Source organism: Kitasatospora sp. NPDC048298 (genome assembly GCF_043201465.1).
Lineage (GTDB): Bacteria > Actinomycetota > Actinomycetes > Streptomycetales > Streptomycetaceae > Kitasatospora.
Genome location: NZ_JBICYZ010000040.1, coordinates 20363 through 41712, shown reverse-complemented (window position 1 = coordinate 41712; position 21350 = coordinate 20363). Strand labels below are relative to the sequence as shown.

10 protein-coding genes are annotated in these 21350 nt (G+C 72.2%); 3 read left to right on the top strand and 7 right to left on the bottom strand.

Annotation, left to right across the window (positions count from 1 at the left end):
* Positions 1–148: 148 nt before the first annotated feature.
* Positions 149–1207: an alpha/beta hydrolase gene (locus ACGF0D_RS26815; RefSeq protein WP_392920444.1), complete on the bottom strand. Its 1059-nt coding sequence runs from the start codon at positions 1205–1207 to the stop codon at positions 149–151.
* A 434-nt stretch (positions 1208–1641) separates the two neighbouring features.
* Here ACGF0D_RS26815 and ACGF0D_RS26810 point away from each other — a divergent pair, with 434 nt between their 5' ends.
* Positions 1642–2397 carry an SDR family oxidoreductase gene (locus ACGF0D_RS26810; protein ID WP_392920441.1) on the top strand — a complete coding sequence of 252 codons (756 nt, stop codon included), beginning with the start codon at positions 1642–1644 and terminating at the stop codon, positions 2395–2397.
* 116 nt (positions 2398–2513) lie between these two features.
* Here the strand turns inward: ACGF0D_RS26810 and ACGF0D_RS26805 are convergent, their stop codons facing one another.
* From ACGF0D_RS26805 to pulA, 3 genes are all read right to left on the bottom strand, one after another.
* Positions 2514–4250, bottom strand: a complete 1737-nt coding sequence (locus ACGF0D_RS26805; RefSeq protein ID WP_392869505.1) for a carbohydrate-binding module family 20 domain-containing protein — start codon at positions 4248–4250, stop codon at positions 2514–2516.
* Positions 4251–4537: 287 nt separating this feature from the next.
* Positions 4538–6865: a M4 family metallopeptidase gene (locus ACGF0D_RS26800; protein ID WP_392920438.1), complete on the bottom strand. Its 2328-nt coding sequence runs from the start codon at positions 6863–6865 to the stop codon at positions 4538–4540.
* Between the two features lie 629 nt (positions 6866–7494).
* Positions 7495–13014: a pullulanase-type alpha-1,6-glucosidase gene (gene pulA / locus ACGF0D_RS26795; RefSeq protein ID WP_392920435.1), complete on the bottom strand. Its 5520-nt coding sequence runs from the start codon at positions 13012–13014 to the stop codon at positions 7495–7497.
* Positions 13015–13331: 317 nt separating this feature from the next.
* Between pulA and ACGF0D_RS26790 the strand changes: the two genes are divergently transcribed.
* On the top strand, positions 13332–14300 hold the full coding sequence (locus tag ACGF0D_RS26790; protein WP_392869511.1) for a phosphatase PAP2 family protein: 969 nt from the start codon (positions 13332–13334) through the stop codon (positions 14298–14300).
* 100 nt (positions 14301–14400) lie between these two features.
* On the opposite strand, the gene ACGF0D_RS26785 is transcribed toward ACGF0D_RS26790, so the two are convergent.
* Positions 14401–17430 carry a bifunctional [glutamine synthetase] adenylyltransferase/[glutamine synthetase]-adenylyl-L-tyrosine phosphorylase gene (locus ACGF0D_RS26785; protein ID WP_392920432.1) on the bottom strand — a complete coding sequence of 1010 codons (3030 nt, stop codon included), beginning with the start codon at positions 17428–17430 and terminating at the stop codon, positions 14401–14403.
* A gap of 253 nt (positions 17431–17683) precedes the next feature.
* Here ACGF0D_RS26785 and ACGF0D_RS26780 point away from each other — a divergent pair, with 253 nt between their 5' ends.
* Positions 17684–18415 carry a class E sortase gene (locus ACGF0D_RS26780; protein ID WP_392920429.1) on the top strand — a complete coding sequence of 244 codons (732 nt, stop codon included), beginning with the start codon at positions 17684–17686 and terminating at the stop codon, positions 18413–18415.
* 81 nt (positions 18416–18496) lie between these two features.
* On the opposite strand, the gene ACGF0D_RS26775 is transcribed toward ACGF0D_RS26780, so the two are convergent.
* Complete coding sequence (locus ACGF0D_RS26775) at positions 18497–19732, bottom strand: hypothetical protein (RefSeq protein WP_392920427.1); 1236 nt, start codon at positions 19730–19732, stop codon at positions 18497–18499.
* A 153-nt stretch (positions 19733–19885) separates the two neighbouring features.
* Entirely contained in the window at positions 19886–21247 is a 1362-nt protein-coding gene (gene glnA / locus ACGF0D_RS26770) for a type I glutamate--ammonia ligase (RefSeq protein ID WP_392869519.1), read from the bottom strand.
* Positions 21248–21350: the final 103 nt, after the last annotated feature.

Here is a 21350-nt window from a genome sequence, read left to right as displayed (position 1 = left end):
CGGCCCCGGACGGAAAACAGCGGGGGACAGCGGGAAACAGTGGGAGACGGAGGGGGAAAACCCCGGAAAGCAGGACCGCCGGCACCGGGAGCGCCGAATGCGCCCCGGCACCGGCGGCGGCAGGTGCGAACGGGTGGGAGCCGGGGCCTCAGTCGGACTCCGGCGGCGCCAGGTGGGCGGTGAGCCAGACCAGGGTGTCCGGGATCATCTTCTTGAAGTCCGAGGTCAGGTGCTTGCCGCCGGGCTGCTCGTAGTACTCGATCTTCACCGGCGCGGCCGCCTTGGCCACCCAGTTCTTGACCACCTTGGTCTCGTACGGGTTGGCGCCGCCCGCGGTGACCAGCATGCTCACCTCGGCCTTGCCCTGGGCGACCAGCACGTCCGGGTTGTTGGCCGCGCGCTCGGCGTCGTGGCCCTTCCACAGCCCCGAGTCCGGGATGAAGTAGCCGTCGATCGGCACCGCGGCCTTGTAGACCTGCGGGTACTGGAGGGCGAGCTTGGCGCTGCAGAAGCCGCCGGTGGAGGCGCCCATCACGCCCCAGCCGTCGCGGCCCTTCACGGTGCGGAAGTTGGCGCGGACGAAGTCCGGGATGTCCTCGGCCATCCAGGTGCCCATCTTGGGCTGGCCCGGTATGTCGGAGCAGTCCAGCGCGTTCTTCTCGTCGCCGTTGAAGTTCTGCACCGGCATGACCATGATGAACGGGTGGGACTTGCCCTCCTTGACCAGGCGCTCGTTCTCCTCCTGGATCGGCAGCTGGTTGTCGGTCCAGGTGTTGTAGCCGTTGCTCTGGCCGCCGGCGAACAGGGTGAGCACGGGGAAGCCGGTCTTGGCGAACTTGGGGTCGTTGTACTCGGGCGGCAGCCAGACCCAGACCTGCCCGGTGACGCCGGACTTCGCGCCGGTCACCTTGGTCATCATGATCGGGCCGGCGGAGGTGTCCCGGACCTTGTTGAGAGCGGCGGCGGGCCCGGTGGGCATCAGCACCTTGCCGGCGGCGGTCGGGGTCGCGCTGCCGGTCGTGGCCGGGCTGGTGCCGGCGGCGCTCGGGCTGCCGGCCGAGCTGCTGCTGCCGGCCGGGTTGGCGTTCGCCGCGGCGCCGCCCCCCTTCCCACCGCCGGAACTCCCGCAGGCCGCGAGCGAGGCGGCCAGGGCGAGCACGGCGGCGCCGGACAGGACGGCGCGGGAACGGGACGACTGCCTAAGCACGGTGAGGACTCTCCGACCGATGTCGCGCCCGGTCCGTCTGGCCGGGCGGCGGCCCCCCGGTGGGGCCGGACAGACCCGGGGGCACAGCGATGGCACGTCCCCCGGAGCGATGGCGCGCCGCCCCTCGCGGGGGTGCGCCTTCCTGCGATCTTATGACGTAGGCCGGGGCGGCCCGGTTGCGAGGTCGCCACCGGAAATCCAATGTTTGTTCGCGATCGGGTAAAGACCCTCACCGGTCCCCCCGACCGGCGGGGGCCGGACGGCGGGGGTGGCCGTCGCACCCGCGCCGGGCCGTCCGGATTTCGGGGGCTTTGCCCGGTGACGGACGGCCGTGCGGTCCACGAGGATCCACAGGACACGCCCGACACGGGCCCGGGGCACGCCGGCGAGCGAGGCCCCGGGACCGACCGGGAACTGCCATCGAGGAGGGTGCCATGAAGGGTGCCGCGAACCCGCGGATCGCCGTCGTCACCGGAGCCGGGAGCGGCGTCGGCCGAGCCGTGGCCGTCGAACTGGCCGCGGCCGGCTGGCGGACGGTGCTGGCCGGCCGGCGGCCCGGGCCGCTGCGGGAGACCGCCGGGCTCTGCGCCGCCCCGGCCGACGTGGTGCCGACCGACGTCACCGACCCGGCCGCGGTGGACGCGCTGTTCGCCGCGGCCGCCGGGCGCCACGGCCGGGTGGACCTGCTGTTCAACAACGCCGGTGCCTTCGGCCCGGCCGTCCCGGTGGAGGAGCTGGCGGTCGAGGACTGGCGGGCGGTGGTCGACCTCAACCTGACCGGCGCCTTCCTCTGCGCCCGGGCCGCGTTCCGGCAGATGAGGGCGCAGGACCCGCAGGGCGGCCGGATCATCAACAACGGCTCGATCTCCGCGCACGTCCCGCGCCCGCACTCGATCGCCTACACCGCGACCAAGCACGCCGTCACCGGTCTGACCAAGTCGCTGTCGCTGGACGGCCGCCCGTACCGGATCGCCTGCGGTCAGATCGACATCGGCAACGCGGCGACCGACATGACCGCCGCGATGGGCTCGGGCGTGCGGCAGGCGGACGGCCGGATCGCCCCCGAGCCGACCATGGACGTGGCCGACGTGGCGCGCACCGTACGGCACATGGCCGGGCTGCCGCTGGAGGCCAACGTGCAGTTCGCCACCGTGATGGCGACGACCATGCCGTACATCGGGCGGGGGTGACGGACGGATCCGTCACCCCCGCCTGTCGCCGCCACCACCCGCCCCGGGAGCGGCGGCGACGGGGATCCCCGCCGGAACGGCCGGCGGGGATCCGGGACGCCCCGGGGGCCCGGGCCTCACGGCCGCCAGGTGTCGTTCAGCGTGACCGTCCCGCCCGAGGGCACCGTCGCCGTCCGGTTGGCGCCGGACTCCCAGGTCACCGCGCCGCTCGCGTCCTTGCGGACGTACTTGTACTGGAAGGACGTGCCGGCCGGCAGCGACAGCGCCAGCGACCAGACCGGGTAGCCGGCCGAGGAGAGCGGCAGTGCCTTCGCCGGGTCCCAGGCGCCGAGCGCCGCCGCGTCGCCGACCACGTAGATGTTCTGCCCGGGCGAGGTGGTCGCGTTGACGTTGAACGAGGCGGCGGAGACGCTCGCGCCGGACTGGACGTACAGCGCGACCGCGTCGCCCGCGCCGACCGTCGCGGTGAACTGCCCGTTGGCGCCCACCTGGTACGTCGGCCCGGTGCAGCCGCCGCCCGCCTGCGGGTCGCCGTGCTGGACGTCGCAGTAGGTGCCGGCCGGCAGCCCGGTCTGGAAGGTCCGGGTGATCGCGCCGCTCTCGTGGTTGATCGCCACGTAGCCCCTGTTGCCGCGGCCGAAGGCGATCGCGTTGTTGCCGTTGGACCACCAGTCGGTCACCCCGGTGCCCGCCACCGCGTTGCGGAAGCCGACCATGTTGGCGACCTGCCGCCAGGCGTGGGTGCAGTTCCAGCCGTCCTGGTAGCAGGCGTTGACGGTGCCGCCGTTCGGCGGGCCGTCGTCCTTGTTGGTGAAGGAGTAGCCGGAGTAGACGTTGGGGGCGCCGTACGGCGAGGCCAGCAGGAAGACGTTGGCCAGCGTGTAGGTGTTGCCGTAGGTGTAGTTGAGGGTGGAGCCGTTGCGCTCGGTGTCCCAGTTGTCGACGAAGCCGCGCGCCTGGCCGCTCGGCAGGTAGCCCCAGGAGGCGCCCCAGCCGCTGAGGTTGGCGAGCTTGTCGGCGGTGAACATCCGCTTGAGGTCCATGCCGACCCGGAACTCGTCCACGTCGCCGGTGCCGGTGTACTCGGTGGGCTGGACCGGCTCGCCGGCGCCGTAGATGACCTCCTGGACCCAGTAGGCCTTGGGGTTGGCCATCTTGGCCTTGATCGCGGCGAGGTCGGCGGCGGCGATGTGCTTGGCGGCGTCGATCCGGTAGCCGTCGACGCCGAGCGAGGCCAGGTCGTCCAGGTAGTGCGCGATGGTGCTCTGGACGTACGTGCCGGCGGTGTCGAGGTCGGAGAGGCCCTCCAGCTCGCAGTTCTGGACGTTGCCGCGGTCCTGGTAGTCGGTGATCGGCTGGCGGCAGCTGTGGAAGTCCTGGTTCTGGTACGTGCCGGGGTAGTTGTACTTGGTGTACGCGGTGCCGCCGGTGCCGGTGCCGGAGCCCGCCGACATGTGGTTGACCACCGCGTCGGCGATCACCTTGACGCCGGCCGCGTGGCAGGTGGCGACCATGTTCTTGAAGGACGTGCGGTCGCCGAGCCGCCCGGCGATCTTGTAGCTGACCGGCTGGTAGGAGGTCCACCACTGCGCGCCCTGGATGTGCTCCTGCGGCGGGGAGACCTCGACGAAGCCGTAGCCCTTGGGGCCGAGGGTGGAGGTGCAGGCCTGGGCCACGGAGTCGAAGCGCCACTCGAAGAGGGTGGCGGTGACGTCCTTGCCGTTGGTGGCGGGCGGGGCGGCCTGGGCGGTGGGGGCGCCGAGGGCGGTGCCGAGCGAGAGCGCGAGCGCCGCCGAGGCGGCGAGCGCACCGGCCGCGCGGGCGGGCCGGCGGGCGGGGGCGGTGGTGACCACGTCGTCTCCTGAGGGTGGCTGGGGTGGGGCAGCCGAAGGGGGCGAAGTCTGCAGGAATTTTCTGTAACTTGCCGGAAACTTGCAGCGCTGAACCTAGAGGCGCCCGGAGGGACCGTCAAGACCCCGGCACGACAGGACTCCGGTACGACGACTCCCCGGCACGACGGGACCCTGGTCCGACGACACCCCGGTCCAACGACACCCCAGCACGACAAGGGCCCGGCAGCCGTAGCCACCGGGCCCCTCACCTGTCCTGGTTCACCGGCCCGTCAGGAGCCGGTCCGGGCTCAGCCGGTCTGGACGGAGGTGTCGTCGATCACGAAGCTGGTCTGGAGCGAGGCGTCCTCGGTCCCGGCGAACTTCACCGTGACCGTCTGGCCCGCGTAGGACGACAGGTCGAAGGTGCGCTGCTGGTAGCCCGCCGCGGCGTCCACGTTGGAGTAGGTCTTCAGCGTGGTGCCGTTGACCGACACGGCCAGCTTGTCGTACGCGGTGCTGCCCGACTCGGCGGTGTCGATGTGCAGCCAGAAGCTCAGCGTCGCCTTGCAGCCCGCCGGGATGGTCACCGTCTGCGACAGCGAGTCCGAGTGGGTGGAGCCGTAGCCGTTCATCCACGCCTTCCAGGAGCCGCTGTGGGCCGCCTGGGAGGTGCTGCTGTCGATCACGCCGCTGGACGCCGTCCACGGGGTGGCGCTGCCGGTCTCGAAGCCCGCGTTGCCCAGCAGCTGCGCCGGGGTGCAGCCGCCGCCACCGGTCGAGACGGTCCAGGTGAAGCTGGTGCTGCCGGTCTTGCCGGCCGAGTCCTTCGCGGTGACGGTCACGTTGTAGGTGCCCGCGGTGGACGCGGTACCGGTGATCGCGCCGGAGGAGGAGATCGACAGGCCGGTGGGCAGGCCGGTCGCGGTGTAGGTCAGCGGCGCGGTGCCGCCGGTGGCGTTGATCTGGAGGTTGACCGCGCCGCCCACGGCGGTGGACTGGTTGCCCGGGTTGGTGACGGTCACGCCGCCGGAGGGCGCCGTGCCGACGTTGACGCCCGCCCAGGCGGTGCTGACCGCGGTCAGCTCGGCGCTGCCGGCACCGTACAGGTCGGTGGCCGCCTTCTCCGTCGCGATGCGCGCCGCGGCGTAGTTGGTGCTGGAGGTCATGTAGGTGGTCAGGGCGCGGTACCAGACGGCCGCCGCCTTGTCCCGGCCGATGCCGGTGACCGTGATGTTGCCCTGGGTCGGCGAGTCGTAGCTGACGCCGTTGATGACCTTCGCGCCGCTGCCCTCGGACAGCAGGTAGAAGAAGTGGTTGGCGACGCCGGACGAGTAGTGGACGTCCTTGTTGCCGACGGTGGAGGACCAGTAGTCGGCCGAGGCGCCGTCCTTGGACGGCTTGTCCATGTAGCGCAGCGGGGTGCCGTCCCCGTTGATGTTGATCAACTCACCGATCAGGTAGTCGGGGTTGTCGGTCGGGATGTTGGCGGAGAACTCGACCATGGTGCCGAAGATGTCCGAGGTGGCCTCGTTGAGGCCGCCGGACTCACCGGAGTAGGTCAGGTTAGCGGTGGCCGCGGTGACACCGTGGCTCATCTCGTGGCCCGCGACGTCCAGTTCGGTGAGCGGCGCGGTGTTGTTGCTGCCGTCGCCGTACGTCATGCAGAAGCAGGAGTCGTCCCAGAACGCGTTCACGTAGTTGTTGCCGTAGTGGACGCGGCTGTAGGCGCCGACACCGTCGTTGCGGATGCCGTTGCGGCCGAAGGTGTTCTTGTAGTAGTCCCAGGTGGCCGCGACGCCGAAGTGGGCGTCGACCGCGGCGGACTCGCCGTTGTTGACGGTGCCGTCGCCCCAGGTGTCGGTGGACTTGCTGTACAGCGTGCCGGTGCCCGAGGTCCCGTGGTTCAGGTTGGTGGTGTACATCCCGCCGCGGGCGGCGTCCTTCATCTGGTACGTCGAACCCGACTGGGTGGTACCGATGGTGACGTTGCCGACGAAGACGCCCTTGCCGGAGCCGGTCTCGATGCCGTCCCACTGCTGGATGACCTGGCCGCTGGTGGCGTCGGTGACGACGTGCATCTTGCTCGGCGTGCCGTCGGACTTGGTGGAGGAGACGACGGTCTCCCAGGCCAGCCGGGGGCTGTTGTCGGCGGCCCAGACCACCAGGCGCGGCGCGGTGTCGACCGCGGTGCCCGACTCGGCGGCGAGCGCGGCGCTCTGCGCGGCCGGCGCGGCCAGCTTCGGCGTGGTGCTGACACCGCTCAGCGAGGCGGTGCTGGCCCGGTCAACGCTCTTGGTCGCACCGGTGGGCGCCTGGTGCACCACCAGGTCCCCACCCAGGACGGGCAGTCCGTTGAGGGTGCGCTCGTACCGCAGGTGGCGGGTGCCGTCCGCGTCCTGGATGACGTCCCTGGTGACCAGCTTCTCCTCGCCGCTCAGGCCCAGGCTCTGGGCGAGGGTGGCGGTCTGCTGGTTCGCGACGGAGATCAGCTGGGCACGGCTGGCCTGCTGGGCCGCGACGGCGGCCGGCGCGTCCGGGGTGGCCGCCTGGGCGATCACCGGGAACCCGGTGACCAGCAGCGCGGTGGAGGCGGCCATGACAACCGCCGCCTTCCGGGCGTGAGCGTAACGGGACATGCGGACTCCTTTTCCGACCGGCGCTGGGTCGCGCACGGTGGAGAGAAAACCTGGGCCGCGGTTGCGGCGCAGTGGGGGCCCCCGCCGGGTGCGACGGGAGTGCGGGATGCGGTGCTCACAACTCGTTGCAGGGTCGGGACGCGCTGCACCTGAACTGGAACAGCTGCACCGGGGGGTGGGGCCCCCTCGTCTACAGCCGGGGGAATCGTGGCAGCAAACGAGCCGTTAATGACAGATGCATGCCACGGATTGGCCGATTCATTACCGAAACCGTATGCAGGCCGGTTCGTCAGTTGTGTTACCCCGCGACGAACTCGTGAACACGGTTTTCATGCCCCGAACAAAGTTCGATCACTGTCGGAGGTCGGTGACCAGCACTCAGGTCCGCTTCCCCCGGCCGCCGGTGGCCGACAGCGCCCGGCAGACCCGGCACGTCACAGTTCCGGCCGTGCCATCGACGGTTTCCGGCCAGAGTGCGTCCGGAACGGAACCGGCCCTCCCCCACACGCAGCCGGGCCCCGCGCCACCTGAACGGTGGTACGGGGCCCGGGAGTTGCAGAGGTGTACGAACCGGTGTCGGACGAACCCGCGCCGGACGGACCGGCGTCGGACCGGCCGGTGTCGGATCGTCAGCGCTGGACGAACACCGCCACGGTGCGGCCCGGCACGGTGAAGGTCCCGGTCGCGGCGTCGAAGCCGGACCGCTGCACCACCCGGTCCGCCCCGCCCGCCTGGACGGGGTGCAGCGCCTGACCGGTGCCCCGCAGCGCCGGCACGGTCTGCGCCTGCGCCGTGGGCGTGGCGTTGAAGACCACCGTGACGCCCTTCTCCGCCCCCGGCAGCCCGGCGCCGTCCAGGTGCAGGGTGATCACCCCGGGCGTCTCACCCGCGGTGCCGGAGAGCGGGTAGGAGAGCCGCTGCTGGACGGCGGCCAGGGTCGGCAGCGAGAACAGCGGCGAGGACTGCTTGATCCGCAGGAACTCCTGGTACTGCGCGGAGGTCGCCCGGATGTCGGCCGCGCCGACGGTCAGCTTCGGGTCGGCCAGCAGGGATCGGGCCGCCGCCCACTGCTCCTGGTTGTCCTTCGCCATCGGCAGGCCACGGCCCCAGCCGTTGCCGTCGGCGGGGTCCCAGTGGATCGCGTTGAACCAGTCCCCCGAGTCGTAGGAGTTGGAGTCGAGCGACTTGGAGCGCAGCAGGTCGCTGCCGGCCTGGGCGAAGCCCGCGCCCTGGGTGAGCGCGGTCAGCGAGAGCCCGAGCGCCTGCATCCGGGCCCGGTCGGCGGGCGCGGTGCCGGTCGGCAGCTTGTACGCGAGCGCGTCGAAGAGGTCGGTGTTGTCGTGGGCGTCCACGTACTCCACCGCCTCTCCGGGCTTGGCCGCGTACCCGGTCGGGGCGCCGTTGTAGTCGACCTGGGCACCGGTGACGGGCTTGCCCGAGCTGTCGGTGAAGGAGTAGCCGGCCAGGTTGCCGGTCAGCCCGACCTTCAGCTGATCCATCTGGTGCAGCAGCCGGGCCTTCTGCTCCTCCGGGGTGCCGTTCGCGGCCGAGCCGTTAGGGTCGGTGTACAGGCCCGAGGCGAAGCCCTGCTGCTGGGCGGAGTTCAGCATGAAGTTGCCGCCGCGGGCGGCGTCCCGGATCCGGTCGTCGAAGGTGGCGATGCCGGTGCCGGCCATGTTGACCTGGGTGGCCTGCACGAACCGGGCGTCGTTGGCGACCACGCCGAAGTTCCAGCCCTCGCCGTAGAGGAGGACGTTCCGGCCGTCCACGCCGTCCGAGTCCGGCGTCATCTTCCGCAGCGCGGCCTGCACGTCCAGCATGGTGGACTTCGGGTCCAGGCCCATCAGGTCGAAGCGGAAGCCGTCCACCTTGTACTCGCGGGCCCACAGCGTCACCGAGTCGACCACCAGCCGGTTCATCATGGCGTGCTCGGGCGCGGTGTCGGAGCAGCAACTGTCCGCCGTCACCTTGCCGTTGGCGTCCAGCCGCTGGTAGTAGCCGGGCACCACCCGGTCCAGCACCGAGTGCTCGGCCTGGCCGCTGGCGGCGGTGTGGTTGTAGACCACGTCGAGCACCACCCGCAGCCCGGCCGCGTGCATCGCCTGCACCATCTGCCGGAACTGCACCGTACGGGCCGTACCGTTCGGATCCGTCGCGTAGGAGCCCTCCGGCACGTTGTAGTGCAGCGGGTCGTAGCCCCAGTTGTACGCGTCGTCGGCGGCCACGGCCGCCACGCACTCCTGCTGCTTCGGGCCGTCCGCCGCAAGGGACTTGAGGTCGCAGGCGGGCAGCTTCTGGTCCGCCCGGTTCTCCCGGACGGTGGCGATGTCGAAGGTCGGCAGCAGGTGCACCGTGGTCACCCCGGCCTTGGCGAGCTCCCGGAGGTGCCGCATCCCGGCCGAGTCCGACTCGGTGAACGCCAGGTAGGTGCCACGCTCGGCGGCCGGGACGGTGGGGTCCTCGACCGAGAAGTCCCGGACGTGCAGCTCCTGGATCTGCTGCTGCGCGGGCGGGACGGCCTGCGGGCGGGCGTGGTCGTCCCAGCCCTTCGGCTTGAGCTCCCTGGCGTCCAGGTCGGCGACCAGGCTGCGCTTCGAGTCGGTGGACAGCGCCACCGAGTACGGGTCGGTGACGGTGTTGACGACGACCTGCTGCACCGAGGGCGCCCAGACCTTCACCTGGTACAGGTAGTACTTGCCGTCCAACTCGCGCTTGTCACGGACGACTTCCCACACCCCGGTCTCGTCGTCCAGCTTCAGCGGCAGCGTCTTCGGGGTGCCCCCGGTGGCGCTGTCGTAGACCTGGACGGAGACCTCCTGCGCGGTCGGCGCCCACAGCGACAGCGCCACCTTGCCGTTGTAGTGGGCCGGTCCGAAGTCGACCTTGCCGGTCTTCCCGGCGTACAGGTCGTCCAGCACGCCCGGGATCTGCACGCCGGTGGCGGCCGACACCGCGCCGCTGGGCAGGTGTTCGGTGAACAGCAGCTGGGCGCGCAGCGCGGCCGGGACGCGGGCGGCGTCCCTCGGGTCCACGGTGAAGGCCCGGTAGCCCGCCAGGTGCGGGTACTTCGCCTTCTGCGCGTCGGTCAGCCCGCCCTTGACCGGGGTGAGCCGCAGCCACTTGCCGGGCTTGGTCAGCGCGCCCCGGTCGGCCCGGATGCCGCCCTCGGGGTCGTACACCAGCTGGGCGCTGGTGCCGCCGGCCAGGGCGTCGTCGCCCGAGCCGTAGTTCGCCGGGACGACGACGGTCCGCGCGTCGATCCACTGGGCCTTGGCGGCGGTGAGGTCGACCTGCGAGGAGGCGGCCGGGTTCTGCGGCAGCAGGTAGCCCTCGCGGCCGCCGAGGATCCAGACCTCCTTGCCGTTGACGGCGAAGTCCAGCGACTGGTCGGCGGGCAGGTCCTTGTCGTTGCCCTTATGCAGGATGTAGCTGAGGCTGGTCGCCCCGGGGGCCAGCGGCACCTCGAAGACGGCGCCGAAGGCGTCGCGGCGCGCCGGCGCCAGCGGCTTGCCCCAGTCGGTGGGGGTGGCGGCGCCGGTCCAGTCGTGCAGGCCCCAGCCGTCGTAGTCGCCGTCGGCCCGGTTGTAGTGGATGACGGCGGTGTTCGCGGGCCGGCTGTTCGGCGGCCCGGGGTCGGCAGTGCGCACGGCCGGGTCGCCCTGCCGGAGCCACACCTCACCGGTGCTGCCGACGTCGAGGTGCCGGTCGGCGTCGACGTCCTTGACGCCGTCCTTCTCCACGATGAACCCGACGTCCGAGGCACCGGGCTTCAGCCGCACGTACGCGAAGGCGCCGTACGCGTCCCGCCCGGTGAAGGCGTGCCCGGCCGGCCACTGGGTGGACTCGCCGTCGGCGAGGTCGCCCCAGGCGTAGAGGTTCCAGCCGTCGTAGTCGCCGTCCGGCCGGTTGTAGTGGACGACGGCGTACGGGCGGGAGCCGGCGGTGGGCACCGGCTTGGGCGCGGGGGCGCCGGTGGTGAAGCTCGCGGTGGCGGAGCGCAGGTGGCCGCCGGAGTCCCGCACGACGGCCTTGTAGCGCACCACCGTGCCGGGGGCGACGGCGCCGAGGTCCTGGGTCACCGCGTACTTTCCGGTGTCGGCGGTGCCCAGGGTCTGCCAGGGCCCGTTGCCGATCTGGGCGGCGAAGCTGACCCGGTTGAAGCCCTTGTCCGTCGTGGCGCCGACGGTGACCAGCCCGGTCGAGCCGTCGGCCGGGGGCTGCACCGAGAGCTGCGGCGCCGAACCGACGGCCGCGAGCTTCCCGCCCGCCTTGAACACCACGGAGGAGAGCGCCGGCACGGTGACCGTCACCTTGCGGTCGGCGCCGCTGGTGATCCGCTCCCCCGCGGACGGGTGGATCCGGTCGAAGCCCATCCCCGCGGAGAAGGTGTCCAGGGTGACGCTCTTCGCCTCGGTGGCGTTGTTGACCGCCACCAGGTACTCGACCTGCTGCCCGGCGTCGATCCGGGAGAAGGCGTACACGCCCGCACCGTCGGCGGCGTACCGCTCGATCTGGGCGCCGTCGGCCAGCGCCGGGTTGTCCCGGCGCAGCTTGGCCAGCCCGGCGACGCCCTGGTAGAGCTCGCCGCCCTGCCCGTACCGGTCGGCCGGGCCGGCGGGGCCGCCGAGCACCCGGTCGGCGTTGTAGGAGTCGGTGCGCGAGGCGAACATGTCCTGCCGGGCGTCCTTGTCGCCGCCCGCGCCGGTGAAGCCCTGCTCGTCGCCGTAGTAGACGACGGGCTGGCCGCGGGTGAGGAACTGCAGCTCGTTGCCGAGCCGGTCCTTCTTCAGCAGGGTCGCCTCGTCGGCGCCCGGGTTGTCGGCGAGCAGGAAGGAGCCGAAGCGGCCCATGTCGTGGTTGCCGAGGAAGGTCGGCAACTCGTACGCGTCGGTGTCGGCGCTGGTGTAGCGGTAGTCCTGGGCGTAGACGTCGGCGAGGTTGCGCGCCGAGCCGCCCTGCGAGACGTAGGAGCGGGCCGCGCCCTGGAACGGGAAGTCCAGGGTGGCCTGGAGCCTGCCCTTGGTGACGTACGGCGAGGTGACCGCCGGGTCCCCGGAGTAGACCTCGCCGAACATGAAGAACTTCTTGTTGCCCTGCTTGGCGGCGAAGTCCTTGAGCGCGGGGGCCCACTGCTGCCAGAACGCCATGTTGACGTGCTTGACGGTGTCGATCCGGAAGCCGTCCACGCCGGCATCCTTGACCCACTGCTGGTAGACCTTCTCGAAGCCCTTCACCACCTTGGGGTTCTGGGTGTCGAGGTCGTCCAGGCCGCTGAAGTCGCCCTCGGTGGCGGACTCGCCGACGAAGGTGGAGTCGCCCCGGTTGTGGTAGAGCGCCGGGTCGTTGAGCCAGGACGGGGTCTTGGCCGTGGCGTCGGCCGGGGTGCGGAAGACCGGGGTGTAGGGGAAGGAGTTCCCGGTGGTCTTCGGCCAGGGCGAGCCGGCGTCGGCGACGGCGGTCTCGTCCACCGGGTTCCCGTCCGCGTCGAGCGTCGGGTAGGCGCCGGCGGAGCGGTAGCCGTACTGCTTCTCGGCGTAGTCGATGACGTCGGCGGTGTGGTTGGTGATGACGTCGAAGAAGACCTTGATGCCGCGGGCGTGCGCCTTGGCGATCAGCTCCTTGAGCTGCTCGTTGGTGCCGAAGTGCGGGTCGACCTGGGTGAAGTCGGTGATCCAGTAGCCGTGGTACCCGGCCGAGACGTCGGCGCCGCTGCCCTGCACCGGCTTGTTCTTGAAGATCGGGGCCATCCAGATCGCGGTGGTGCCGAGGTTCTGGATGTAGTCGAGCCGCTGGATCAGCCCGGCCAGGTCGCCGCCGTGGTAGAAGCCCTTGTCCGCGGGGTCGAAGCCGTTCTCCAGCCTCCCTCCGGTGATGCCTCCGGTGTCGTTGGCGGCGTCGCCGTTGGCGAAGCGGTCGGGCAGGACGAAGTAGAACTGCTCGCGGCTGAGGTCGTGCCGCCCGGCGGTGGCCGCCAGCGCGGCGTCCGAGGGCGGGGCCGGCGGGGCGGCGGCGAGGGCCGCGGGGGCACTGCCGAGGGTGGCGGCGGTCAGTGCGGCGGCCAGCAGGACGGCCGTGCGGCCGGGCGGTCTGCGACGGCCGGTGGTTCGTCGGGCAGTACTCCGTCGGGGGCGGAGCGGGGCATCGGCCACTGAGGGCTCCCTTAGGGGAAGGGGCGATCGATTTCCCAGGAAGCTAGCGGCCTGCAATATGTTTCAGCAAGATGCAGAAACCGTTTCGTAGCGGGAAATTCCAGGTGGGCGACCGTCTCCGACCACCCCGATTACTCCCCTGGAGCGACGAGCGTGACAATGGAACGCATGTCCGTCCCACCGGTATGCACCCAACCCCCGAACACCCCCTACCCCGGTGGGAGCCGGCCCGTAGCCCTCAAGGGGGACAGCCGGTGAAGAATCCACTTCCAGAGGATGAGCAGACGGCTACGAGCGGTCTGGCAGACTTGCCGTCCATGGGGGAACCGACCGAGATCCAGCGAGGCGGCGCCGGGCGCGCCGACGCGGCGAGCGGTGGCGGTTCCGAAGCAGCGAAGGCCGTCCCCGGCCGCCTGCCCGATGGAGCCACCCGTGCCGCCCAGTCCCGTACCGCAGCGCTGCGCGCGCACATCAGCGCCCAGCGCCGTTCGCCGGCCAGACCGCGGATCTGGTTCGAGCTGGCGCTGATCGGGATCAGCTACTGGATCTACTCGATCGTGCGCAACGCGGTTCCCGAACAGGAAGCGATAGCCCAGAAGCACGCCCGCTGGATCTGGGACCTGGAACACCACCTGGGCATCGCCGTCGAGCACTCGATCAACCACGCCGTGGACAGCGTCGGGTGGCTCATCACCGGGATGAACTACTACTACGCGACGCTGCACTTCGTGATCACGATCGGCGTGCTGGTCTGGCTCTACCGCAGCCACCCCGGGCGCTACGTCGCGGCCCGCTCGGTGCTGTTCGTCACCACCGGCATCGCCCTGGTCGGCTTCTACTTCTTCCCGCTGGCCCCGCCCCGGCTGATGACCGACGGCGGCTTCATCGACACCGTGAAGGTCCACGGCACCTGGGGCTCGATGGCCTCCGGGCCCGCCGCGCACGTCTCCAACCAGTACGCGGCGATGCCCTCGATGCACATCGGCTGGTCGATGTGGTGCGGTCTGGCGATCTTCTTCCTGGCCCGCCGGACGTGGGTCAGGGTGCTCGGCCTGCTCTACCCGGCCGCCACCCTGGTGGTCATCGTCTCCACCGCCAACCACTTCTGGATGGACGCCGTCGGCGGCGAGCTCTGCCTGGCGGTGGGCTTCCTCGCCGCCCGCTGGATGTACCACGAGTGGGTGTACCGACTGCCCAAGGTGCCCGCCCGGGAGGCGGTGGCCGAGCAGCCGATCACCGTCCCCGAGCAGTGGAGCGAGCCCGCGGTCAGCAGCGCCCGCCGCTAGGGCCTGTCCCCAGGACCTCCCGGAAGGGGCCCCTGAACAGGGGCCCCTTCCGCGTACCCGCCGGCGCTCACCCCTCGGTCGCCCCCGCCGGTCGTGCCCGTCAGCCGACGCCGTAGAACAGCCGGTCCACCACCGCCCGGGCCCGGCGGGTGGTCCGCCGGTAGTCGTCCAACAGTTCGCCGCTGTGCCCGGAGCCGTACCCGAGGTAGCGGGCCACCCCGGCCAGCTCCCGGGCCTCCCCCGGGAAGCTGTCCCCCGGCCGCCCGCGCACCAGCATCACCGCCGCCCGCACCCGGGAGGCCAGCACCCAGGCCGCGTCCAGCACCTCGGCGTCCTCCGACTCGACCAGCCCGCCCGCCCTGGCGGCCGCCAGGGCCGCCCTGGTCCGGGTGGTGCGCAGGCCCGGCAGCTCGTGCCCGTGCCGGAGCTGCAACAACTGCACCGTCCACTCGACGTCCGCCAGCCCGCCCCGGCCGATCTTGGTGTGGGTGGTCGGGTCGGCCCCGCGCGGCAGTCGCTCGGCCTCGATCCGCGCCTTGATCCGGCGGATCTCCATCACGTCGCGCTCCGGCACCCCGCCGCCCGGGTAGCGCAGCGGGTCGATCAGCTGCCGGAACCGCGCGCCCAGTTCCTCGTCCCCGGCCACCGGCTCGGCCCGCAGCAGCGCCTGGCTCTCCCAGGCGTGCGACCAGCGCCGGTAGTACGCCGCGTACGAGGCGAGGGTGCGCACCAGCGGTCCGCTGCGGCCCTCCGGCCGCAGGTCGGCGTCGACCAGCAGCGGCGGCTCGGTGGAGGGCGCGCCCAGCTGGGAGCGCAGCTCGTGGCAGACCGCCTGGGCGGCCCGGGCGGCCTCCTCCTCCAACGAGCCGAGCAGCGGCTCGTGGACGAAGAGCACGTCCGCGTCCGAGCCGTAGCCCAGTTCGTGGCCGCCGAAGCGGCCCATCGCGATCACCGAGATCCGGGTCGGCAGGTCCCCGTGCTCGGCCTCCCATCCGGCGACGCAGGCGCGCAGCGCGCCGCCCAGGGTGGCGGCGTTGAGCGCGGTCAGCGCCTCCCCCGCGGTGTCCAGCGCCTCGGCGGGGTCGTCCCCGAGCCGGCCGAGCACGTCCGCGGCGGCGGTACGGAACAGCTCCCGGCGGCGCACCGAGCGGGCGGCGGCCACCGCGGCCCGGGTGGAGCCGGCCCGGCCGACGGCGGCCAGCACCTCCGACTGCAGCGCCGCCCGGCCGCGCGGTTCCAGGCCCTGCGGGTCGCCCAGCATGGCCACCGCCTCGGGGGCGCGCAGCAGCAGGTCGGGCGCGAGCCGGCCGGCCGACAGCACCCGGGCCAGCTGTTCGGCGGCGGCGCTCTCGTCGCGCAGCAGCCGCAGGTACCAGGGGGTGCGGCCGAGCGCGTCGGAGACCTGCCGGAAGTTGAGCAGCCCGGCGTCCGGGTCGGCGGACTCGGCGAACCAGCCGAGCAGCACCGGCAGCAGGGTGCGCTGGATCGCGGCCTTGCGGCTCACCCCCGAGGCGAGCGCGCTGAGGTGGCGCAGCGCGGCCGCCGGGTCCGCGTAGCCCAGCGCCTCCAGCCGGGCCCGGGCCGCCTCCGGGGTCAGCCCGGTGGCTCCCGGCGGCAGTTCGGCGACGGCGTCGAGCAGCGGCCGGTAGAACAGCTTCTCGTGCAGCCGCCGGACCTCCACCGCGTGCCGCTTCCACTCGCGTTGCAGGGCGGCCACCGGGTCGGCACGGGTGTCGTCGTTGATCAGCGCGGCGAGCGAGCGGGCGAGGCGGCGCAGGTCCTCCTCGGCGGTGGGCATCAGATGGGTGCGGCGCAGCCGGTACAGCTGGATGCGGTGCTCCAGCGAGCGCAGGAAGCGGTACGCGGTGTCCAGCGAGGCGGCGTCCGCCCGGCCCACGTACCCGCCGCGGGAGAGCGCGGCCAGCGCCTCCAGGGTGTTGCCGCTGCGCAGCGCCGGGTCGGTGCGGCCGTGCACCAGCTGGAGCAGCTGTACGGAGAACTCGACGTCGCGCAGCCCGCCCGGGCCGAGCTTGAGCTGGCGGTCCAGTTCGGTGGCCGGGATGGAGTCGACGACCCGGCGGCGCATCTGCTGGACGTCGGCGACGAAGTTCTCCCGGGCGGCGGCCTGCCAGACCATCGGGGCGAGCGCCTCGACGTACGCGGCGCCGAGCTCGGCGTCCCCGGCGACCGGGCGGGCCTTGAGCAGCGCCTGGAACTCCCAGGTCTTGGCCCAGCGCTGGTAGTAGGCGAGGTGGCTGGCCAGGGTGCGCACCAGCGGGCCGTTGCGGCCCTCGGGGCGCAGGTTGGCGTCCACCGGCCAGATGGTGCCCTCCCCGGTGGTGTCCGAGCAGAGCCGGGTGAGGGCGGCGGCCAGCCGGGTGGCGGCCCTGACCGCGTCGTGCTCCTCGACGCCCTCGCGCGGCTCGGCGACGAAGATGACGTCCACGTCGGAGACGTAGTTGAGTTCGCGGCCGCCGCACTTGCCCATGCCGATGACCGCGAGCCGGCAGGCCGCGGCGGCCTCCGGGTCCTGCTCGGCGGCGAGGTCCAGGGCGGTCTGGAGGGTGGCGCCGGCCAGGTCGGCGAGTTCGGCGGCGGCCTGCGCGAGGTCGGTGGTGCCGGTGAGGTCGCGGGCGGCGATGGCGAGCAGGCAGCGGCGGTAGGCGACGCGCAGCGCGTTCGCGGGGCCGAGGGACAGGTCGTCGCGGACGCCTTCGGCGAGGGCGCGGCGGAAGTCCTCCGGGCCGGGGTGCATGTCGCGCAGCTCGAAGGTGACCAGCACGTGCCAGTCGTGCGGGTGCCGGGCCAGGTGGTCGCCGAGCGCGGTGGAGACGCCGAGCACGCCGAGCAGCCGGTCGCGCAGCGGCTTGGAGGTGGTGAGGGTGTCGCGCAGGGTGTGCCGGTCGGCCTCGTCGGCGGCCTCCAGCAGCCGGGCCAGGCCGAGCAGCGCGAGGTCGGGGTCGGCGGTGGCGCCGAGCGCGTCCAGCAGCACGGGGTCGTCGGCCAGGCCCTCCAGCCCGGGGCCCTCCAGCAGCCGCACCGCCCGCGCCGGGTCGGTGAACCCGCGCCGGACCAGCCGGTTCTCCGGCCGGCTGACCCGGCTCCCGGCCCGTTGCTCCTCCACCGCCATCGACCCCTCCATCCGTCCGCCCCAGCAGGTTACGCGCCTGTGGGCCGCCCCGCCGGGCATGCCACGGGCCCTGTCCGCCCGAGCGCCGGGGAGCCGGGCGGCGCGCCCCCGGGCACGGCGTGGCGTGTCGGCTTGCCCGCCGGCTCGACGGCGCGGTGGAGTACGCATGACCGGCCGGGACGCCCGCCGGGGCGGTGCCCGGCACGGCCCCGCCCGCCCCCTCCCCCGCACTTCCGCCCGAAGGGACGACCCCATGGCGACCGAGCACCCGGCCGAGCGGAGAGCCCCGCGCCGACACCCCCTGCGGCTCGCGATCGGCGCGCTCGGCGACCTGCTGTTCACCCTCGGCGTACTGCTCGCCCTGCTGGTCGTCCACTCGCTGTGGTGGACGAACCTCACGGCCGACCGTCACGCGGACCTCTCCGCCGCCCGGCTGCGCCAGTCCTGGTCGGCCCCTGCCCCGGCCGCCCCGCCGACCGACGCCGCACCGCAGCTGGGCCAGGGCGACGCCGTCGGCTTCCTCCACGTCCCGGCCCTGGGCGCCGGCTACCAGGTGCTGATCAAGGTCGGTACCGACGGGGAGACCCTCGCGGACGGGGTCGCCGGGGCCTACACGGCGCCGTACCGCTCGGCCATGCCCTGGGAGGATTCGGGCAACTTCGCCCTGGCCGCCCACCGCGACGGTCACGGCGCCAGGTTCCACGACCTGGACCGGCTGCGGCCGGGCGACCCGCTGGTCGTGGAGACCAGGGACCGCTGGTACGTCTACCGCGTCGACGCCACGCTGCCCGAGACCGCCAAGGACGACACCGGTGTCATCGCCCCGGTCCCCGTCGGCTCGCCGTACGGCGGGCCGGGCCGCTACATCACCCTGACGACCTGCACGCCGGTCTACACCTCGCTGTACCGGATGGCCGTCTGGGGCAGCCTCGTCCGGGAGGAGCCGATGGACCCGGACCGCACGCCGCCCGCCGAGCTGCGCTGAGCCGGTCCGGCGGACACACGACGGACGGGCGGTGCGCCACGCGCACCGCCCGTCCGCCAGTCGGTCAGATCCGTCGGTCGGTCACCGGGCACTCCGGTCGGAGCGCCGGCCGGCGCGCATGGCCACCGCACCCGCCGCGATGAGCGCCGCCGAGAGACCGAACAGGGCCGGCGAGGTGTCGCTCCCCGTCTCCGCCAGCTCCCAGTGGTGCCAGCCGTGCTCCTCCTCGTGACCGCCGTGGTGTCCCTCGTGGCCGCCGTGGTGGCCCTCGTGCCCCTCGTGCCCCTTGTGGCCCTCGTGCCCCTTGTGGCCTTCGTGGCCCTCGCCGAACTTGGCGTTGTTCACGTTGGAGTTGTTGTTGGTCTGCGAGGCCGACTGACTGTTGCTCGCCGTGTTCTGCGAGGAGTTGTTCGCGCTGGCGGTGGCGCTGTTGTTCGCGCTGTTGTCGACGGTGTTGACGACGGTGTTCTGGACGACGACCGTCACATTGACGTTCTGGTCCTGGCTCTGCTGGCCGTTCTGGGACTGTGCCTGGTCCTGGTTCTGGTCCTGGTTCTGGTTCTGGTCCTGGTTCTGGCTCTCGGACTGGTTGCCGCCGCTTCCGCCGTTCCCACCACCGCCGCCGCCACCACCGTGGCCCCCGCCGCCGTGGCCCCCACCGTGGTCGCCGTGGCCCTCGCCCCCACCGTGGTCACAGGGCTTGCAGGGGCAGGCGTGGTGGTGGTGGCAGTGCTTGCCGGTGAGGCCCGACAGTCGGTCCAGTTCGCCCAGTTCGCCGAGGTTCCCGAACGTCGACGGCAGGGCCGTGTTCCGACCGCGCTCGCCGTCCTCCTCGCCCGGCTCGGTTCCTTCCTCGGCCGGCGGCTCCTCCTCGCCCGGCTTGGCAGCGGTGACGGCCGGGGCCGCAGCCGGAGCCGCGGCCGGCGCCTGAGCGACGGCCGGGGCCGGGGCCTGGGCCGGGACCGCCGCCGGGGCCTGGGCCTGGGCCGGGACCGGGGCCGCCGCCGGGGCCTTGGCCGCGGGCGCTTCGGCCGTCGCCGTCACTGTCTTGGTGCCCTCCGTCCGCGAGGACTGACGGGCCACCAGCTCGGACGGGGCGGCGCCACGGCTGTCGAAGTTCCAGGTATGGGTGGCTCTACTGCTGCCCTCCGCCGCCGCACGGAGGAGCCCGTCGACCCATTCACCCTGGGCCTCCGCCGGTACGGCGGCTGTGTGGTGGTCGGTGGCGGGCGAGGCGTAGGCCGCGGAGCCGGCACCCAACACGAGGGCGGCCGAGGCCAGTCCGGACAGGGCCAGGGCGGTGATTCGAGTACGCATGACACTCCAGGATGATCCGCAGAACGGATCTTCTGCTTACGCCTCCGCGTCACCCCGCCATGGCGCGCACCGCTGCAGAGTAACCTCATCGGCCCAGCGGATTAGCGTGCGTGGGGTACACCGCCCGAACGGCCCGAACCGGCCGACGAACCGTCAGAGAACCTGGAGGTTCTTGCGCAGTTCGAAGGGCGTGACCTCGGAGCGGTACTCCTCCCACTCGTGCTTCTTGTTGCGGAGGAAGAAGTCGAAGACGTGCTCGCCGAGGGTCTCGGCGACGAGCTCGCTGCGCTGCATCAGGTCGATGGCCTCGCCGAGGTTCTGCGGCATCGGTTGGATGCCGAGGGCGCGCCGCTCGGAGTCGGTGAGCGCCCACACGTCGTCGTCGGCGCCGGGCGGGAGTTCGTAGCCCTCCTCGATGCCCTTCAGGCCGGCCGCGAGGGTGACGGCGTAGGCGAGGTACGGGTTGCAGCCGGTGTCCAGCGAGCGGACCTCGATGCGGGTGGAGCCCTGCTTGCCCGGCTTGTACATCGGGACCCGGATCAGCGCCGAGCGGTTGTTGTGGCCCCAGCAGATGTAGGACGGCGCCTCGCCGCCGGCTCCGGCGGTGCGCTGGGAGCCGCCCCAGATCCGCTTGTACGAGTTCACCCACTGGTTGGTGACGGCGGCGGTCTCGGCGGCGTGCTTCAGCAGGCCGGCGATGAAGGAGCGGCCGACCTTGGACAGCTGGTACTCGGCGCCGGACTCGTGGAAGGCGTTGCGGTCGCCCTCGAACAGCGAGACGTGGGTGTGCATGCCGCTGCCGGGGTGCTCGGAGAACGGCTTGGGCATGAAGCTCGCGTACACGCCCTGCTCCAGCGCGACCTCCTTCATGACCAGCCGGAAGGTCATGATGTTGTCGGCGGTGGACAGCGCGTCGGCGTAGCGCAGGTCGATCTCCTGCTGGCCGGGGGCGCCCTCGTGGTGCGAGAACTCGACCGAGATGCCCATCGACTCCAGCATGGTGATCGCCTGGCGGCGGAAGTCGTGGCCCACCCCGCGCGGGGTGTGGTCGAAGTAGCCGGACTGGTCGGCGGGGATCGGCGGGGTGCCGTCGCCGGGCAGGTTCTTCAGCAGGAAGAACTCGATCTCCGGGTGGGTGTAGAAGGTGAAGCCCTGCTCGGAGGCCTTCTCCAGGGTGCGCTTGAGCACGAACCGGGGGTCGGCGTAGGACGGCGAGCCGTCGGGCATCAGGATGTCGCAGAACATCCGGGCGGTGCCCGGGGTCTCCGAGCGCCACGGCAGGATCTGGAAGGTGGTCGGGTCCGGCTTGGCGATCATGTCGGACTCGTACACCCGGGCGAATCCCTCGATCGCCGAGCCGTCGAAGCCGATGCCCTCCTCGAAGGCCTGTTCCAGCTCGGCCGGGGCCACCGCGACCGACTTCAGGAACCCGAGCACGTCGGTGAACCACAGCCGGACGAACCGGATGTCACGCTCTTCGAGCGTCCGAAGCACGAACTGCTGCTGCTTGCCCATGGGGACAGTCTCACCTCTGCTCTTTACGCTCGTGTTACGCCTCGGAGGTCCCCGCAAAGACCTCGTAAAGCGGCTGCCCCCATCATGGCCGATCTCCGCCCGA

Coding starts and splice junctions, on each gene's coding strand:
- ACGF0D_RS26810 (WP_392920441.1), top strand. CDS start 1,642: ATGAAGGGTGCCGCGAACCCGCGGATCGCCGTCGTCACCGGAGCCGGG.
- ACGF0D_RS26800 (WP_392920438.1), bottom strand. CDS start 6,865: ATGTCCCGTTACGCTCACGCCCGGAAGGCGGCGGTTGTCATGGCCGCC.
- ACGF0D_RS26790 (WP_392869511.1), top strand. CDS start 13,332: ATGGGGGAACCGACCGAGATCCAGCGAGGCGGCGCCGGGCGCGCCGAC.
- ACGF0D_RS26785 (WP_392920432.1), bottom strand. CDS start 17,430: ATGGCGGTGGAGGAGCAACGGGCCGGGAGCCGGGTCAGCCGGCCGGAG.
- ACGF0D_RS26780 (WP_392920429.1), top strand. CDS start 17,684: ATGGCGACCGAGCACCCGGCCGAGCGGAGAGCCCCGCGCCGACACCCC.
- ACGF0D_RS26775 (WP_392920427.1), bottom strand. CDS start 19,732: ATGCGTACTCGAATCACCGCCCTGGCCCTGTCCGGACTGGCCTCGGCC.
- glnA (WP_392869519.1), bottom strand. CDS start 21,247: ATGGGCAAGCAGCAGCAGTTCGTGCTTCGGACGCTCGAAGAGCGTGAC.